Source organism: Methylomonas sp. DH-1 (assembly GCF_046097555.1).
Lineage (GTDB): Bacteria > Pseudomonadota > Gammaproteobacteria > Methylococcales > Methylomonadaceae > Methylomonas > Methylomonas koyamae.
Genome location: NZ_CP143089.1, coordinates 1,660,425 through 1,679,231 on the forward strand (window position 1 = coordinate 1,660,425; position 18,807 = coordinate 1,679,231).

Below are 18,807 nucleotides of genomic sequence, written 5' to 3' on the forward strand. Positions count from 1 at the left end.
ATAAAGGCTTCTTCTAGCTAAATTAGTGGCTGGAATATGGTTTTTCACCAACCTGTTAATCCTGATTCTGTTTTAACTGCCTATTTGTGTAAAGAAATATTGGCGGATGAAGACGCTAAGCTAAGCCAAGCCGGTGACCGCTCCGAAGACAGAATTAGATTAGCCAATGTATTCGTCGATTTACCAGTTGCCGATAAGCTAAATTTTGAACTGGAAGAACAACATCATTTTAACCGAAGTCGCCACAGTTCGTTACAAGAGCTTCTTCAAGCCTCAGGTTTTAAACTCGATCCATTGGCGTTAGAAGAGTATCGAAAAGCATTAAACAACCAGAGACTCAGAGTAAAGCGGGTTTATGGGCGCTTTGTATTCTTAGGCGGCCCAGGCTCCGGTAAATCCACCATAGGGCAATTTCTCGCTCAAATCCATCGTGCTGCGTTGTTGGATAGGCGCGAACCTCGTCGTGTAGAGAATATAGTCAAAAATATCATCAAAGAAATCAAAGCCCGTTGCGAACAAGAACAAGTGTCTTGGCCTACTACACCACGTTATCCGTTCCGTATCGAGCTAAATGCTTTTGCCAAAGCCCTCGCAAAAAAGGAAGTCAACACATTATCCGCCTATTTACGTCGTCACTTAAGCCAAGATGAAGAACTTTCTCATCAAGACTTACGCGAATGGTTAGGTTTGTTCCCTTGGCTGCTTATCTTAGATGGTTTAGACGAAGTGCCTTCCTCAAGCAACCGCAGTGAAGTAATCGCAGCTATCCACAATTTTCTAAGTGAAGCGAGGGATGTGGAAGCCGATTTAATGATCGTGGCAAGTTCCCGCCCTGATGGTTATGCGGGCGAATTTGATGACGATGAAGTGGCTTATAAATACTTACAGCCCTTATCCAAAGAACAAGCATTGGTTTGTGCCCAGCGCTATGTCGATGCCAAAACTGCTACCAAAGGCCACCAACGGGCTAAAGAAGCGATGGCAACATTGACCAGTGCTGTTGACAATCCATTGATTGCCAAACTGATGTGTTCGCCATTGCAAGTCACTTTTATGGTAACCGTCGTAGCCGCCAGCGGCAAACCCAGCGATAGCCGCTGGCAGCTTTTCAGTGATTATTATCGGATTATTTATGAACGCGAATTACATAAGGCTGTGCCGCCATTTGATGTTGCCTTAAGCGAACGTCGTTCTGATATCGGCACATTACATCATCGGGTGGGTTTTATTTTGCAATGCCGTGCCGAATCCTCAGGGGAAACCCAAGCAGATATTTCAATTGCAGAATTTGAAAGGCTGGTCATCGACTGTTTAGAAGAAAATGGCTTATCCCAATCGGAACTGGAAAACCAAAAAGAACTGATTATAGGAGCAGCAAATCAGCGTTTAGTTTTTCTGACCAGCCGGACACCAGACCGATTGAGTTTTGATGTGCGCTCACTACAAGAATACATGGCGGCGGCGTGTTTAACCAATAATGCCGATTCAGATGTCATTATTCAGCGTTTGAATACGATTGCCCATTCAGCTTACTGGCGAAACACTCTGCTTTTTGCAATCGGTCGCTTTTTCGTTGATGAACATCTGCGTAGTCAACGCGATAAAATCAGGCTATTTTGCGAAGATTTGAGTTATGGCGATGATGAACGGGCACTAACAAAATTAGGCTCCTATCTGGCATTGGAAATTTTAGAAAGCGGTATCATCGGCAATATGCCGCTAATCATTCGCAGCTTAACAGCGTGTACGTTAGAGCTGCTTGCCCAACCAATCGCCGAATCAATCAATTTACAAAGCCGAATTAGAAATATTTATTCCACATCCGTGCAAAATGTATTTCAATCTCAAATTGATATTTGGCTGGGCCAACAAAATATGAATCGTGCTTTGCCGGCATGGATGCTGGTTCTATATCTTGAGAAATCTGATATTGAGTGGACAACGTCAGTTATACGCAAGTATTGGCCGCAAAAAGCAAGTGAGGCCGCAATATTATTGTCGACTTGGTTCGGTTTGGATAACCCTTTGGATAAGTTTACCTCAAATCGATTAGAGAAATTGCTTCCAAATCTATCCTTCAAAGAATGCCATAATAGTCTTTTCAATAGCCCAAATGATTGTAGCTTGATTTGGTTGCCGACATTAATACATTGGTGGAATAAGCTTAATCGAATAGAAGCTAAATTATTTGTAAATTCAATTGAATCAGAAGTTACAATTAAATTTATTTCAATTTCACAGCAACATGGATATATTGACCTTCAAAAAATCAAAACTTTAGGCTTGGAAAACTCATTACATCCCGACTGGAAGTTACTAATAAATATAATCGATTTTTATATAGAGCCAACAGTCAAAAATCTCGCCAATGCCCTTGAATATATTGCCGATGCTAGCGAGCCGGAAATTTGGTCTTTCTTAGCAATAAAATCGCCTTGGCCACTAGCAGTACATTTGTTGAGAGCAACAACAAAAGCAGAATTAATAACCTTTTCCAGGCAAATACGATCAGGTCTGTTCGGAGACGAAAACCAATGGCTCATATTAGAAACGAAATGGAAAAACAATGGCATTAGTTTTGAAGAATTAGTAAATCCATTATTTAGTAGCGAAGCGGCTTTAGTTGAGGGGGTAATAGGATATCAAGTTGACGGCGGAGAAAACGAAATCATTTCTCTACCTGCTTTAAATCATATGGCTAAATATTTAGTAGATACAACTTACAGTCATATAAAAAATAAAACTCTTAGGATAATCGGTTTTTATGGAGCTTGTAAAGGAAAACTAAATAGTGTTGACCCTAATGTATTAAAATCAAATATTATCTCCTCCGAAAAGCAATGGTATGATCGAGACTTTGTAATCAAGTTAGAAAATCTTAACCCTGATCTATTAAGTGAGTTTATCGCATTTTACGATTGTTTCGGGAAATTACCGAAATTATGTTTTACAAAACAGAATTGGAAAATTGAAAGCGTCCCTCTCGAACAAATCTTAAATGCTTTTGACGAAGATTCAAAAAAACTGGGCTTGTTACGGTTAGCAGGATTTTGGTGTGCGGCTGGTAGGAAAGCCGCAATTAACCCAGCTGTTTTGATCCCACTAGAAAAATTCCAAGAACCCAAATATCGGCTTGCGGCAATGTTAGTGCGAATGTCGCAACAAGATTTATCGTTTTGCGAAGCAGAGCAAATGGTTGGGCAATTGGTATTTGTCACAGGCGAAAATGGCGAGCCACAAGCTTTTGAAATTTTAGTGTCCGCACTCGAACACCACGCAAAAGAAACGATTGCCTTAGAAATTTTATTAAAGAAATTGCTTGAGATTATCCCAGAAGATAAATGGCAACTCCGCGCCAGAGCCGAAACGTTGAGGCAAACTCTTTTGGAAGCAAAACCCAGTGGTTTTGATGAGGCGAAACTTAAAATGATGAACTTACCGTTAATCAGTTTTTAACATTTTCATCGTTCTCACGCTCCGCTGCGGAAATGCATCCAAGGCCATAAAATGCCCAGGTTCTAGGGTGCGGCGCACCGTTCGCGGTTGTTGCGCCTCGCATGGCTCGGCACAACCTATAAGTGGTCCAACCTTTTTGGGATTACGGCTGGCGGCTGTAGATATATCAGCAGACCTTCGTCAGAAAAACCATCTGTCTGCTATTGGCCGGGTTGAGCCGAAGAAGGCACGAGATTGCTTTCCAAAAAGCTGCTATTCGCTGCAAATAGGGATAAAAAATTTCACCGACATCATCTACGACCGGTATTGGCCGGTCGGCATCACTTGCGGGTTTCGATCAATTGCGGGCTGTTTTGCGATTGGAATCTGTGGCCGGTTTCATCGGAATATGCAAACCCAGCCGTTGCGCACAAAATGAGAGCCATCGAACGGCTGCCGCTGTCTGCAGAATGAGTTCCTGAAAACTCCGGTAACTATCGTATTTCCTAAAACCGGTGATCTCCCACCCGATTGGCTATTTCGGCCGCTTATCGCCCGGATACCAGAACTGGCTGTGGCATTGTTCGCAGGCCTGTTCCACTACGCCGCCGGCGCGCTCCAGTTCATCGGCGTTTTGCTGATCGATTGCCGCCAACAATTGCTGGCTGGCATCTTGCAGGGCGACCGCGCGTTGTTGAAATTGCTCGCGGTTGGCCTGAATCAGGTTATGAATTGCCAACGCTGATAACTCAGCACCGCCGCTGGCCGTGTTGATGCTGCCCTTGGCTACCGGGCGATCGATCAGCAGCAGATTGGCCGCCTCGGCGACAACCAGCGCATGCTGGCGTACCGCTTCCCAGTCTTCCGGTTTGGTGGGCCGGCGTTCCTGCTCGCCCTCGGTGCTGGTGATCGACGCCACCGAGTTCCAGACAAAATCGATGTTGGGATCGATCACCGCCAGCATCAGTTCTTGCAGGCTGGCGACCGGCTTAAACGCGAGTTCCGCGGGCTTGGCGGCTGGTGGTTGTTCGCAGGCAGCCAGTGCCGATAAAGCCATCGCGGCCAGGGGACGGTGCAATTTCACGCATCAGCTCCGTGCTAAAAATTAAAAAAAACCGATGAAGCGGCCGGCGAAAGCCACCGACAACCACAGGCTCAGGCTTATTGCGCCGGTCGTGCGGGCAATCAGCGGCGACGGCGTTTCGTTACGCGTGACCCAGCGGAATGCGGTTAAATGGATGACAAGGGCCAATGCCAGCAATACGGCCTTATACCAAAAGAAATCGTTGGGGTAGTAGCTGGTGGCGGCCGGGATGAAAATCAGCAAACCCGAGCCAACCAACAAGGCCAAACCGGTCCGGACAAAGCCGGCGGTGGCCTTGCTCAAGGCGGCTACCGATTGTTGTTTCAAACCGATGCCGAACAGGCGCAGGCTGACCAAGGCAATCGAGGCCAGCAGCAGAATCATGCCGACAATGTGTGCCAACTCCAGGCCGGCGCAGAACAAATGGTTTTGGCCGCCGATAAAGCGGCCGAATTCGCTGGATTGCAAAGCTTTAAAAGTTTCCAAAGCGGACATAACAGTTCCTCGCCGGTTATTGGTAGCTCAGATAGGGAATCAGCCGGCCGGTGACGACGGCCAGGCTCCATAGCGCCAGCGATGCCCAGCCGGCCTGGCGGACGCCGCTTGGCAATATCGTATGCTCGCTCCAATCCCCGATCCGGCGCCCCCAGCGGTACTCGAACCAGGCGGCGTTAACACCGGCCAGGGCGATGAAGCCCAGTTTGTAAAAAAACACCGGCAGGACGATGACCTTGACCGCAGTGGCAATGAACAACGCGACGCCAGTCACTAACGTCAGAGCAAAACCGCCGAATAGCCAAGGCCTTAAAGGTTGCAGAATGCTGTGGACCGGCACTTTCGGCAGAAACCAGCCCAAAAGGCGCAAGTCGACAAAGAAAATCAGGCCGACCGAGAAGGCCAGGCCAATCAAATGCAGGCCTTCGATAATCGGAAACACCAGCACCGATTCGCGTAAGCCGGTGCCGAATTCGGAGTCGTAAAGGGTTTGAGCAAAGTCGAGTAAAGCCATGATGGTCAAAAGGCAGGTTATTTGAGGGTTAGGATTAATAACTTTATCAAGGGTGCAGCAGCGCTGGCTTGCGCGCCAGTCGGCGCAGGCAAATCCCCGCTCCAGACAGAAACGCCAGCCAGGCTCCCGGCAAGGGTACGGCGCTGATGGTCACAGTGTTGTTCGCCTGTATCGCCAACCGCGCCTGATTCCGGTAAATCAAACCCTGATTGGGATCGCTCAAGTCGCCGGTAATGGCAATGTTCCAGTTGCCCGCCGCAATGGCCCGAAAATGTAAAACTGCCAGCGAGAGTAACGAACCCGCTTCATTAAACCCCAAACCCGGAGAGGCTATGCCGGCAGCGGTCAAATTAACCCCGTCCTGGGCGGAGATGTCGGTGAATAAGGAACTGGTACTGCTTCCGAGGAACTGTGCCGAACCCGTACCGCCGGTCAAGGCATTAAAGCCAAAACCTACTATCAATTCGTCGGTATTGGCGTTAGCCAGCGGCGCAAATGCTGCCACTTCAATATCGAAGTAGTCCCCTATTCGGGTGATGCCTGATGTCCAATGTATTGCCCAAAATTTGGTTTCGCCAGGCAAAGGTAATGCCGCTGTCTGGATTGTGCCGGAATTCAGAGGAGTTTGACCCGCTTGAATTTCTATCCTGCCACTAGGCGAAAGTTGAATGTTGCCTGCTGCAATCAACGGCGGTTTTGTAATTGCCAGATTTACTGAAGTTTGACCGGCCTGGATATCTAAATTACCCCCAGGGTGAATTTGAAACTTGTCAGGAGTGCTCAGCGTACTAGCCAAGTTAGCGTCTGACCAAAATACAACCGCTAGTAACAGGCCGTGACGCCATGTCGTGTTTTTCACAAGTAAGCCTTAGTCAGAAAATTTAAGCATCCGTTTTATTGGTTTTGTGGCTTGTTACTTCTTGGCGCTTTCTTCGGCAACCAGACCGAAACCGCCGTTGTTCTCGGCGCAGACCCGTTCGTAATGATCCAGAATCGGCTCCTTCAGCGTGTCCTTGCCGAGATAATTGGCCGGCTCCACTTCAAAGTGCCAGCCATTCGGCTGGTCCTTGGCCGACCAACGCCGGGCCGGAACCGTCACGGTAAACGGTCGGGTGTACACCGTCGGGTCGGTCAGCGTGGCTTGGTAAATGTAGCGATCGCGCTCCTCGTTACTGAAAATGTAACGTTCCTCGATATGGCCGTTTTCGCTGATGAACTCCCCGGAGCGGCCGAACAAGGCCTTGCCGTTCTGGTTGGTCACATCCACCACCAGGGTGTTGCCTTCCCAATGGCCGCGCGAGTCGCCGTTCCAGAGTTTGATGTTGGCCGGCAGATGCGGCTTACCGTCCAGTTGGATGATGCGGGTGCCGGAGTTGAACTGGAACAGTACGTAGCCCGGATATTGGCTGATCTGGTAGCCGTGCCAATACAGCGATTTGGGAATACCGGCCGGCGCGCACCTCGCCAGCGGTTCTATATATTGAGGCTGCACCGGGTCGTGAAAATGGGCTTGAAAGTCCTTAACCTTGGCCAGCGCCCACGGCTGAAACGGCACCTGGCCGTCGGCCGGATCGCTGACCCGGCTCGGCGCGCGTTCCTCGCGCGGGCCCTTGGCGACCCGATTCGGGTTGGGGTCGTTAATGATGCCGCCTTGCGGGTCAGTAAAATTGTTGTGATTGGCGATGGTGTTGGACCAGTGGCCTTGCACATCCGGTTGGCCGTCGGCCAGGCGTGGGCCGGTCCATTTGCCGGAGCTAATCGGTTTAAAGCTGCGTTCCTGGTCGATGCCTGGGCCACCCAGTTTCAATGGCCGGGGTTGGCGCGGGGCGGCGGCGGGCGACGCGCCAGTCGGCTGGGCCGTGGTTTTCTCGGCCGGCTTGGCGTCTTGAGCCGTGGCAGCGTGCGCGGTAAGCAAAGATATAACCACCAAGCCGGTGCGGCCAAGTGGGCGGTTGGGTAAGCTGTATTTCATATCATCCTCATGGCGGGGCTGCTATCACTTGCCGTCGGGTTTGGGCGGGTAGTGCTCGTCGTAATCCAGCGTGAACCGGTAGTCTTCGATCAATTGAAAATTCTTTTCCCGGTGCCGGTACAACATCACCGATAAATCCCAGGGTTTGCTGAAGACGTTGGGGTCTTCGATATGGGCTTTATATTCGATGGTATTGGGGTCCAGAAACGTCCAGGTCTCGACGACATGCAAGGCATCGCTATGGAAATTGCCGGCGCGGTCGAACCAGGTCTTATCGTTGAAATGTTTGACATCGACGACCAGGCTGTCGCCTTCCCAATGCGCGCGGGAGTCGCCCAACCACCAGTCGTACGGGTCTTTCGGGTGGCCGGTACCGTCGGTGTGGATGGTGCGCACCGAATGGCCGAATTGGTGGACCAGCGTCAAATCCTGTTTACGCTGAAAGATCTGGAACGGTTCCGGGTAATAAATGCCGCGCGGCACACCCAACGTATAGCCTTTCAATGCCGGGTCCAGCTTATCGCGCTCGGCGAAATTCTTTTGTTTTTGCTCCAGCGCCTTCGGTAGATAAGGCAGATAAAAGCCTTCTACCACGCCGGCGCTGGGTGGGGCGTCCTTGCGGTTGCTGTGCGGCTCCAGATCGTAATCGGCGGCGCTAGTGGTTTGCCAGATACCGGAAAAATCCGGTTTGCCATTGGCGAGGCGCGGAATTTTCTGCGTCGCCGCGTTGACATTATGGGCGGCCAGCGCCAGCAATAAAACGCTGCTGGCCAGTAACAGAACGGTTTGCGGCAGCGTCGGCCGTTGCGTGGGTTTGGTCTTCAAGAAAGAACTCCTTTGCTTTCGAGTTAGGTTTTGGTTACTGCGCCGGGTTTTCTTGCGCGCCCGGTGCATCCTGCGCGCCGCCGGTTTTGACCGCGCGGCCGTCCGACAATATCGTCGTCACCGCATAGCCGAAGTTTTTGCCGTTTTTGGCGCGGAAGCCTTGTACCGTGACTTCGCTGCCAATCGGCAGGCTGGCTTTGGTGATGCCTTTTTGCTTCAAACTAAACGGCGCGCCGAACTCGAAGCCCCAATTGGCCGGATTGCCGTCGGGTTGTTTGACGTCCAGATACAGCCAGCTATGCGGATTGACCAGTTCCAATTTAGTGACGACGCCTTTCAGCTCGATTGGCTGTTCGGCATCGAATTCGGCGGAAAATGCATGGTGGGCATCCACGGGTTTGGTAACCAGAAAGGTCAGGCCGGCGGCAAACAGAATGGGTAACAGATCTTTTTTGTTCATCTCGGATTCTCGTTGTTGCGCATCTCAGTCGCTCTGAAATTGAAAAATAGGTTTAGGCCTGCAACGCAAAAAACGGGCCCGATTGCTTGTTTGGCTTTCAGAAACGGCTTCGATCAACGGAAAACGCGGCTTGCGGAAAATTGACGCGATGACATTGCGCCACTGCCGCTTGGCCAATGATTGCTGCTTCAGCAACAGTAAGGCTGCATTAGCTGTTGCTGGGCAAACTATTGGGCGGGTATTCGATGCCTTTGCGGTTTTACCGCATCCGATCAAGGCAAGCGGCAGCCGGCACCCCATGTGGTTAACGGGGCCGGCTTAGGTCTGGCAGACAGCAGCCGAACATCTGGCCGCTAATTTGCATGATACTCGCGGTTCAATACGCAACCGGCGCTTTCCGTGTCGGTTAGTCAAGGCCTGGCAGCCAGAATTTGCCGCAATTTTTCAGCGCCTTCGTTGTCAGACCAATGCTTGTAGCTAAGGCGCTGACGGCTGGCTGCGCGCAGGGCCGCAGGAATCGTTGGCTGGCAACATCTGAATTTTTAAGTCCTTACCGAACGCGATTCCGATTTGGCGCGTTCGGGCGAGTATTAAGAAGCGGATGTCGCCAATCTGCCGCTGCGCAGTTCGGTTTGCGCGCTGCGAAAAAGCAATCCGTTTATGGAGATATTTCAGTGAGTTTGTTGCGAGGAAATCGCATGTCTGTTACCCGCTATTTACCGATTTTGGCGGCGATACTGTGCGGGCCAACGCCGGCCAGTGCTGAGCCCAGTACCGAGGCGGCGACCGAGCAGGTCAAAGTGCAATTGCTTGCATCGGCTGCGGCGGTGCACCCCGGAGATCAAATCTGGATCGGCGTTCATCAGCAAATCATCCCGCACTGGCACACCTACTGGCTAAACCCCGGCGATTCCGGGTTGGCGACCAAAATTCAATACCAACTGCCGGCCGGCTCGAGCGTGGGCGAAATCAAGTGGCCGACGCCGAGCAAGATTGTATTGGGGCCGGTGGTGAATTACGGCTACGAAGAGGCGGTGACATTATTGTCGCCGTTGCAGGTAGCCGCCGATGCGCCGGTAGGCGGCGAATTGCCGATTAGCGCCAAGGTAAAGTGGCTGGTTTGCGCCGAAATTTGTATTCCGCAACAGGCTGAGTTGGCGCTGCGTTTGCCGGTTGTCGCAGCCGGGGTGGCGGTTGGCCCCGGTAGCACGTTGGTCGAACTTGCCAAGGCCAGTTGGCCGACACCGTCTCCCTGGCACGCGGAATTGCTGGCAGCGGCGGATGATACGGTTAAGTTACGTTTGACCGGCGCCGATCTGGCCGCTTTGCGCGAGCAGCCGCTGTGGTTTTACCCGGAGCAATGGGGGCCCATCGCCCATGGTTTCCAGCAACAGGCTACCGTGCAAGACGATGCGGTGGAGATTTTGCTGAAAGCTGGCGATCAGCCCTTGGCGGCCGGGGAAACGTTACGCGGCGTCGTCGCGGTCGGTGCCAACGGTAAGGCTAGCGGCTATCAAATCAGTGCGGTTTGGCCGGCTATAACCACGGCCAAACCGCTCGCCGAGGCCGATGCCCTGCCGGGACCTATTCAGACCAGCAGCGAGCTGACTTTAGCCTGGGCCCTGCTATTGGCACTGGCCGGCGGCCTGATTCTGAACTTGATGCCCTGCGTATTTCCGGTGTTGTCGTTGAAAGCGTTGGCCTTATTCGAACAGGCCAAACACCAGCCAGGCCAGACCCGCCGCCACGGCTGGGCTTATGCGGCCGGCGTGTTGGCCAGCTTTGCCGGCCTGGCCGGTTTGATGATCGCGCTGAAAGCCGGCGGCGCCGGTATTGGTTGGGGCTTTCAATTCCAATCGCCGCTGTTCGTATTGATCGTGGCCTACCTGTTGTTCGCCGTCGGCTTGAGCCTGTCCGGCGTGTTTACGTTCGGTTCGCGGATTGCCGGTATCGGTTCCGGTCTGGCCGGGCGCGGCGGCTATCAAGGCAGTTTTTTTACCGGGGTGTTGGCGGCCGTGGTGGCGACTCCGTGCACCGCGCCGTTCATGGGCGCCGCCATCGGCTTTGCCGTGACTCAGCCGGCCGTCGGGATGTTGGCAGTATTTTTGAGTCTCGGTGCCGGTCTGGCCTTGCCGTATTGGCTGCTATGCCACTGGCCGGCCTTGCAACGCCGCTTGCCCAAGCCTGGAGCATGGATGGAAACCTTGAAACAGGGGTTGGCGTTTCCGATGTACGCGACGGCTGCCTGGCTGATCTGGGTATTGGCCCGCCAGTCCGGACCGGATGCCGTGGCCGTCGCCTTGCTGGGTTTGGTGCTGATCGGTTTGGCAGCCTGGCTTTATCAAATTAGCCGACCTGCCGGCGATTTCGCGCGGCATCTGGCGTTTAGTGTTGCGATCTTGTCGCTAACGGTGGCCTTGGCCGGCGGCACCATTGTCGTTGGCGTTTCGGGAAGTACCGCAACTCAGCAGGCCGGTTCGGAATCCAAAGCATTCGAAGTCTACAGCGCTGAACGGCTGAGCCGGTTACGCGCTGCGGGCACGCCGGTGTTCGTCAATTTCACCGCCGATTGGTGCATCACCTGCCTGGTCAACGAAAAAGTGGCGCTCGCTAACCGGCAAGTGCTTGACAGCTTTCGCGAGCGCGGCGTCGTCTATCTGAAAGGCGATTGGACCAACCGCGACCCGGCCATTGCCGAAGTTTTGGCCCAACACGGCCGGAGCGGCGTGCCGCTGTACCTGTATTTTGCGCCCGGTGCCCAGCAGGCGGCGGTATTGCCGCAGTTGCTGACGCCGGATCTTGTCATCGGTGCTGTCAAAGGTGCCAGTTTGTAACTGATCCAGAGGAGTGTTTATGTTATCGCAACGTTTGTTTGGCGTTTTTGCCCTGAGTTTTGCCTTGTTGGCGCCATTGGCGGTCCGTGCCGAACCGGTGGTCGGTCAGCCGGCCCCCGATTTTTCCGGTACTGCCGCCGAAGGTGGTGCCTTAAGCCTGGCCGATTTGCGCGGCAAAACCGTGATTCTGGAATGGACCAACCACGAATGTCCGTTTGTGCAAAAGCACTACGAATCGGGCAACATTCCCAAATTGCAAAAGCAGGCGGCCAGCCAGGGCATCGTCTGGCTGCAAGTGATTTCTTCAGGTACGGGCAAGCAAGGTTTTGTCGACGCCGCGACCGCGAAAAAATTGAATCAGGAACGGGGGGCAACGCCGGCCAATACGATTCTCGACGCGAACGGCTCCATCGGTAAGCTCTACGGCGCCACCAACACGCCGCATTTGTTCATCATCGATCCGAAAGGGCTTTTGTTGTACAAGGGCGGTATCGACAGCATCGCGTCGGCGGACAAGGATGACATCGCCGGTGCCGAAAACTACATCGATTCAGCCTTGAAAGAGCTGGCGGCCGGCAAGCCAATCAGCAAGACGGTAACCAAACCTTACGGATGCACCGTCAAGTACTCAAGCTAATGCGATGGCGAATATCGTCAAGGAAAAATTCCCTCTCCCCGCGGGAGAGGGTCAGGGTGAGGGGATCGAGATAAGGCATTTTCCTTATTCCGATTCTCCTCTCCCCAGCCCTCTCCATCAGGAGAGGGGGCTTAACTTAACGGCATTTCCGCGCGGGCGAGGGCCAACGTGAAGGGATTGACACGGGGCATATACATTATTTCTAGTCCTCCCGCCCCTGGTAAATGAATAAAGCCAGCCTGATTCTGTTCCTGCTGCTCGCCGGTTGCGGTCCGCGCGACTACTTTCGCACCCAGGTCGAGCTGACACCCTGTGCCCGCTCGGCGAACCATGATTGCCGGGAGGCGAGTTTACTGGTCGATGAAGACCGCGGATATGCGCTGGGCTTCGTTGAATTCGACGACGAAGGGCGTTTTTACGACGCCCGCCAGGCCGAAAGCGTGCTGCACTGGCTGCAAAACAGCAGCGAGCCGCAATACGTCGTGGTCTATACCCACGGCTGGCACCATAATGCCAGCGACACCGACTTCAACGTCCGCCGCTTCAAAGACAGTTTGCAGAGCATCAAACAACGCCACCCTGGCTACCGGGTGACCGGGTTGTATCTGGGCTGGCGCGGCGAAATTCTGGATACGCCTTATCTGCGGATGCTGACCTTTTGGAACCGCCGCGCCGTCAGCGAACAGTTGGGCAGTGGCCCGTTCAAGGACTTCCTGCTTCAGGTCGAACGCACCGTCAAGACCCATTCGGAAAATCGGCTATTGACGATAGGCCATAGTCTGGGTGCGCTGGCAATGTACAACGCGCTACAGGACGAGTGGCTGGAACGGCTACACCGGCAAGGTTCCGGCTTCGGCGATTTGCTGTTGCTGGTCAATCCGGCCATCGAAGCCCGCCGTTTCATCGAGCTACGCCAAGCGTTACCCGATTCGGGACCGGTGTCGGGCGAACCGGCGTATCCATCGTTGATGGTGATCGGCTCTGAAGCCGACAATATGACCCGATCGGCCTTTACCTGGACCAGAGCGGTGCCGGCGCTGTTCGAGTCAGGTCCCTATCCTGGCCTTACCCTAGAACTGGGGGATGCCTCGCCCTGGGAACTGAGCACCACCGCGATTGGCCATTACCAACCCTTTCTGACGCATCGCCTGGAATCCGCGCCCGGGCTGACAGGCAACGCGGCGTGTCCGGCTGTGGTCGATGGCAGCGCGGCGCTGGCAGGTAATCCGCAGTTGTTGGCCACAGCCGGCGACGAGCTGCCTCAACTTAACCATCCCAGCCTGCGGTTGCAACGGCTGCCCGTCAAATCGCAGGCCGCGCCGTTGTGGTTTGTGCAGACCGATAAAAACGTCCTGCCCAATCACGGCTTTCTCAATCAAAAACCGTTTTGGTGTTTTGCTGAACACAGTTTGGAGCGGACTTCTGGAAGGGCGCTGGCGAGACAAGATTGGAGCATCAAATAACCTTATCCAAGCTGCGCAGGTTTAACTAACGCGCTTTGGCTTGACCTTACGAGGGCTCTGGTCGCTTGAAAGCGTTGTCTATACGGAAAAACATTCCATTGGTATGAAAATAACTGTCCGATCAGGCTTGGATTTCTACACCGCAACTTAGAACCAACAGGGTTAAGCATTGGCAAGAGCCTTTCGTTTCAAAATCCCAAACGCGGTACAATCGACTGGCTTGGCGGGCATTTTTGACCCTTTCCGCAAACTCGTTGGTACTATCATCGAGACCGGTCGATTTTCGTTCCACGTGCCCGAACCTTTATAGGATTTTTTCAAGAAGCGCTTACACCCACAATATCAAAGGAATTGCGCGGCGCGGTTGACTGATTCTACGACCACAATTATCCGCGTTAACAAAAACAATAAGGAACCAACCGCAAGTGGCCCACTGTTCCACCGCCTATCAATCTCAATACTACGCATGGCTACTGACTCGCCGTTGCGCTGGCGACAGCGTTGAAGCGTTAGCGTCCACATTAGTCGATGCGCAAGTGGACCTCAATCCGCATCAGGTCGAGGCGGCATTGTTTGCTTGTAAAAATCCGCTGTCCCGTGGCGTGATTCTGGCCGATGAAGTTGGTTTGGGAAAAACGATAGAAGCCGGCCTGGTGATATCCCAGCATTGGGCGGAGCGGCGTAGACGCATTTTGATTACTGTCCCTGCCAACCTGCGCAAACAATGGCATCAAGAGCTACAAGACAAATTCGGCCTGCAAGGTCTGATTTTAGAAGCCAAGAGCTACAACACACTACGCAAGCAAGGTATCCGCAATCCATTCGAATACGACCAAGGCCCGGTCATTTGTTCGTACCAGTTCGCTAAGGCAAAGGCAGACGAAGTCCGTCGGGTCCAGTGGGATTTGGTTGTCCTCGACGAAGCACACCGCTTACGCAATGTTTACAAACCGAGTAACGTTATCGGCAAAACACTGAAAGAGGCATTCGGGCGCGTACATTCCAAAGTTCTGTTGACAGCAACCCCGCTGCAAAACTCCTTGCTCGAACTGTACGGTTTGGTCAGCATTATTGACGACCGAGTGTTCGGTGATCTGGACAGCTTCAGAGCACAATTCAGCAGCCAAACTCGGGATACGGCATTCGCCGGTCTTCGTACCCGACTAGCGCCGATCTGCAAACGCACCTTGCGCCGGCAAGTGCAGCCTTATGTTTCCTACACGGCGCGACGGGCGATTGTTCAGGAATTTACCCCAACCAGCGAAGAGCGGCAATTGTCGGCGCTGGTAGCGGATTATTTGCGCCGCCCCAACTTAAAAGCCCTGCCGGATGGTCAACGCCAATTGATCTCGCTCGTTTTGTGGAAGCTGCTCGCATCATCCACCCATGCGATTGCCGGCGCGCTGGAAACTATGGCCAATCGCTTGCAAGGCTTGCTAGAACCCACACAGGATGCACTTGACTTAGCCGAAGCACTGGATGCCGACTACGAGTCACTGGTGGAAACCGCAGACGAATGGGATGAGCCCGGTTTGCCCGATGAAAATCTTCGTGCTGACCAGCAAGCCGCACTTGCCGAAGAGATTAAAGAGCTTCGCCACTTTAAACAGTTGGCAAGCAATATTCGCGACAACGCCAAAGGCAAGGCCCTGCTGACGGCATTAGAGCGAGCTTTTGCCGAACTGGACCGCTTAGACGCTCCAAAAAAAGCCATCATCTTTACCGAATCCAAACGTACCCAGGACTATCTGCTCTCGCTATTGGCTGACACCGATTACGGTAACGGCATCGTACTATTCAACGGCACTAACAGCGATGCGCGTGCTCAGTCGATTTACAAAGAATGGCTGCAGCGCCACCAAGGCACCGACCGCATCACTGGCTCGAAAACTGCCGACATCCGGGCTGCCTTAGTCGAACAGTTCAAAGAGCGCGGTACCATCATGATTGCCACCGAGGCCGGCGCCGAAGGGATTAACCTGCAATTTTGCTCCTTGGTGATTAACTACGACTTGCCTTGGAACCCGCAACGCATCGAGCAACGCATTGGTCGCTGCCATCGTTACGGTCAAAAATTCGATGTCGTCGTGGTCAACTTCGTAGATCGCAGTAACGAAGCCGATGCCCGCGTATACGAACTGTTGGCGCAAAAATTCCAACTCTTCGAAGGCGTCTTTGGTGCCAGCGACGAAGTGCTCGGCGCCATTGGTTCCGGCGTAGACTTTGAGCGTCGCATCGCCGAGATTTACCAAAACTGCCGCGAATCGGAAGCCATTCAAGCCAGTTTTCAGCAGCTACAAAACGATCTTTCCGATGAGATCAACGAAGCCATGGTTAAGACCCGGCAACTGCTGCTGGAAAACTTCGACGAAGAAGTTCAAGAAAAGCTACGCGTTCGTGCCGAAGACAGCCTTGCTACCCGCAGCCGCTACGAAAAAATGTTGCTCGATATTAGCCGGGCGGAACTCAGCGACTGCGCCGAATTCGATGACGGCGGTTTTGATTTGCTGCGGCTTCCGGCCGATTTGTCCCCCTCCCTCTCTGGGAGAGGGGATGGGGTAGAGGGCAACATCCCGCTAGGCCGCTATGAATTGCCCCGGCGCAGCGGCGAAGCCCATCTTTATCGAGTCGGCCACCCGTTAGCCGAATGGGTGACCAGCCAAGCTAAAAACCGGGTATTGCCCATGGCCCGCCTGAATTTCGATTACAACGCATACGGCACCCAGGTCAGTACACTCAAAACCTATCGCGGGCAAAGCGGCTGGTTGGCGGTAAAACTTATCTCTGTCGAAGCCTTGGGTAGCCTGGAACAACACTTGATCGTGGCGGCCAGCACAGCCGATAACAGCGTATTGATCGAAGACGATCCCGAAAAGCTGTTGCGTTTTCCGGCAACAATTTCCCCCTCTCCCTCTCAGGGCGAGGGTCAAACACCTGCTGCTTTAACCGAAGACCTCGAAAACCGCAAACAAACCCTACTCCGCGAAATCAACCAACGCAACCTTGGCTATTTTCAACAAGAAGTCGAAAAACTGGATGCCTGGGCAGACGATTTAAAATTGGGGCTGGAACAGGAAATCAAGGAAATCGACCGCGAGGTCAAAGAGATACGCCGTACTGCCGCCACTGCGCTGACATTGGATGAAAAACTGCATTGGCAAAAACGCCAGCGAGAATTGGAAACCAAACGAAATAAACTTCGTCGGGAATTATTTGATCGGCAAGATGAAATTGAATCCCAACGTAACGATTTGATTGGGCAGTTGGAGCAACGGCTTCAACAACAAGTTACTGAACAGACCTTGTTTACTATCGAATGGGAGTTACTCTGATGGCAACAGCAGCCACTCGACCAATCGAACTTGACTTGCTTTGCCAGAAGCTCGACGCCGACTATTCGACACGAATAACAGGAACAGGAAACGACGCTGCGGCTCGACGCAGTAATTTCTTTTCTAAAGCAATTGCTGCATTCGTACTACACGAGAGTGCGGGTGCCACTTTAGATGATGCAGTGGCTGCTAGTATCGACGGTGGACAGGATCATGGTATTGATTCGGTGTTTGTCGCGCCCGATCAAACGATTTGGCTTGTTCAATCCAAATATAAAGACTCCGGCACTGGCGAACCAGAGCTCGGAGATGTATCCAAATTTCGTGATGGTGTAACCGATCTCTTGCAAGGTCACTGGGTCCGCTTCAACAACGCTCTACAAAACCGTCAGACAGCGATCACTAACGCACTCAATACTGGGGTGTGTAGAGTTCAAGTGATTCTCGCCTACTCTGGAACTGCAGTCTCAGATGATCGACGTCACATTTTTTCTGACTTGGAACGCGCTTTCAATGGTACAACCCCAGGTTTCCTCCGATGCTACACCTATGGACTTTCGACGCTTCATGATCTTAATTTGGACGGCGTTTCGGCCCAGCCAATTGAAGCTGAAGTTGAATTGAAAGATTTCGGACATGCCCTTGAACCCTACCGTGCATTCTACGGGCGTATGGAAGCCAAGCGGATTGCCGAGCTTTGGGATTTGCATAAGGATAATTTGGTAAGTCGGAACATACGAAGATTCAAAGGAACCACTAGTGTCAACATGGGTTTGAGCGAGACACTGCAACAAGAAGCTGACCATTTCTTCTATTTCAATAACGGGGTAACGTTTCTCTGTGAATCGATACAGGAGCTATATCCTCGTGATCCAAATCGACAAACTGGTAAATTTCGTGTCCGTGGCCTTTCGATCATCAACGGTGCTCAAACAGTTGGAGCGATAGCCCGCGAGCCATTTGCTCACTACGAAGTTCACCCTGCTGTAGTTATGGCAACATTCATTTGCCTGGAAAACGCGCCCGATGACTTTGGTGATCGTGTTACCCAATCACGTAACCGCCAGAATGCCGTAGAACTGGAAGACTTTGCCGCATTGGATGAGCGGCAAGTGGTCTGGCAGCAAACCTTGAAAATGACAGGTATTTCCTATCTGGTCAAGCAGGGAGAGGATGACCCTCAGTTATCGCCAACTTGCTTTAGTACGCGTGAACTAGCCCCCTTCTTGGCTTGTACCGTGACCACTAACGACTGGCAAGACTACGTAGTCGCGGCCAAAGGCGATAAGAAAAGGCTGTTTGGAAGAGAAGGATTTGTTTCAGCTTCAGACCCGTTATGTAAATCGTATAAACTGCTTTTTACGGACTCGCTCACTGCGAGACAAATGTGGCGGATAGTGCAAATTGGTCGAATGGTTAAGGAAAGTGTGCGTGCTCGCGCCAATGCTGAACTCGATCCAATGGGCTTGCCAACTGGAACACTCCCGGCACGAGAAATTCTTACTCACGGTGTCTGGCTCATTTTGCACGTTATTTTTATCCGGCTGCAGTTGCAGAATGGACCGACACTGACGTTGACTCAAGATGAAATGACGGCCATTTCGCGCGAAGTCGACCTTGTTAGCGAACGTCTAGTCACTGCTGTTCAGGGCATACTGTGGAACAAGCAGGCACGCGCAGTGTTCGAGAACAAGACTGATTGCCGAACTGTAAAAGGACGCCTGATGGCTGCCTTGGCCCAGCAGAATTAGGAATA

At 52.6% G+C, this 18,807-nt stretch carries 13 protein-coding genes; 6 read left to right on the forward strand and 7 right to left on the reverse strand.

The window, feature by feature from the left end; translation table 11 throughout:
- Positions 1-36: 36 nt before the first annotated feature.
- Positions 37-3,456, forward strand: coding sequence for an NACHT domain-containing NTPase (locus VXJ35_RS07920; protein ID WP_064021165.1), 3,420 nt, complete (start codon positions 37-39; stop codon positions 3,454-3,456).
- Positions 3,457-3,970: 514 nt separating this feature from the next.
- Here the strand turns inward: VXJ35_RS07920 and VXJ35_RS07925 are convergent.
- From VXJ35_RS07925 to VXJ35_RS07955, 7 genes are read right to left on the reverse strand one after another with little or no spacing between them, the layout of a single operon-like run.
- Entirely contained in the window at positions 3,971-4,519 is a 549-nt protein-coding gene (locus VXJ35_RS07925) for a cytochrome c (RefSeq protein ID WP_054761897.1), read from the reverse strand.
- Positions 4,520-4,540: 21 nt separating this feature from the next.
- Entirely contained in the window at positions 4,541-5,014 is a 474-nt protein-coding gene (locus VXJ35_RS07930; RefSeq protein WP_064021166.1) for a DUF6644 family protein, read from the reverse strand.
- Between the two features lie 16 nt (positions 5,015-5,030).
- Positions 5,031-5,528: a DUF6644 family protein gene (locus tag VXJ35_RS07935; RefSeq protein ID WP_064021167.1), complete on the reverse strand. Its 498-nt coding sequence runs from the start codon at positions 5,526-5,528 to the stop codon at positions 5,031-5,033.
- 46 nt (positions 5,529-5,574) lie between these two features.
- Positions 5,575-6,387 (reverse strand): hypothetical protein, encoded by an 813-nt coding sequence (locus VXJ35_RS07940; protein ID WP_157198117.1) that lies wholly within the window; start codon positions 6,385-6,387, stop codon positions 5,575-5,577.
- A 54-nt stretch (positions 6,388-6,441) separates the two neighbouring features.
- Complete coding sequence (locus tag VXJ35_RS07945; protein ID WP_064021169.1) at positions 6,442-7,500, reverse strand: hypothetical protein; 1,059 nt, start codon at positions 7,498-7,500, stop codon at positions 6,442-6,444.
- A 24-nt stretch (positions 7,501-7,524) separates the two neighbouring features.
- On the reverse strand, positions 7,525-8,325 hold the full coding sequence (locus tag VXJ35_RS07950; protein WP_231914875.1) for a hypothetical protein: 801 nt from the start codon (positions 8,323-8,325) through the stop codon (positions 7,525-7,527).
- Between the two features lie 34 nt (positions 8,326-8,359).
- Complete coding sequence (locus tag VXJ35_RS07955) at positions 8,360-8,785, reverse strand: DUF6152 family protein (RefSeq protein WP_197495999.1); 426 nt, start codon at positions 8,783-8,785, stop codon at positions 8,360-8,362.
- Between the two features lie 698 nt (positions 8,786-9,483).
- Between VXJ35_RS07955 and VXJ35_RS07960 the strand changes: the two genes are divergently transcribed.
- The 5 genes from VXJ35_RS07960 to VXJ35_RS07980 all read left to right on the forward strand — a co-directional run bounded on the left by VXJ35_RS07960 (position 9,484) and on the right by VXJ35_RS07980 (position 18,802).
- Complete coding sequence (locus tag VXJ35_RS07960) at positions 9,484-11,619, forward strand: protein-disulfide reductase DsbD (RefSeq protein WP_064021170.1); 2,136 nt, start codon at positions 9,484-9,486, stop codon at positions 11,617-11,619.
- Positions 11,620-11,638: 19 nt separating this feature from the next.
- The gene (locus tag VXJ35_RS07965; protein WP_064021171.1) at positions 11,639-12,256 is read left to right on the forward strand and encodes a redoxin domain-containing protein; all 618 of its coding nucleotides are present in this window, start codon (positions 11,639-11,641) and stop codon (positions 12,254-12,256) included.
- Positions 12,257-12,480: 224 nt separating this feature from the next.
- Complete coding sequence (locus VXJ35_RS07970) at positions 12,481-13,719, forward strand: hypothetical protein (protein ID WP_064021172.1); 1,239 nt, start codon at positions 12,481-12,483, stop codon at positions 13,717-13,719.
- A gap of 425 nt (positions 13,720-14,144) precedes the next feature.
- Complete coding sequence (locus tag VXJ35_RS07975; protein WP_082880845.1) at positions 14,145-17,051, forward strand: SNF2-related protein; 2,907 nt, start codon at positions 14,145-14,147, stop codon at positions 17,049-17,051.
- Positions 17,051-18,802 carry an AIPR family protein gene (locus tag VXJ35_RS07980; protein ID WP_064021173.1) on the forward strand — a complete coding sequence of 584 codons (1,752 nt, stop codon included), beginning with the start codon at positions 17,051-17,053 and terminating at the stop codon, positions 18,800-18,802. The genes VXJ35_RS07975 and VXJ35_RS07980 overlap by 1 nt, the downstream gene beginning before the upstream one ends.
- The last annotated feature ends 5 nt before the right edge of the window (positions 18,803-18,807 follow it).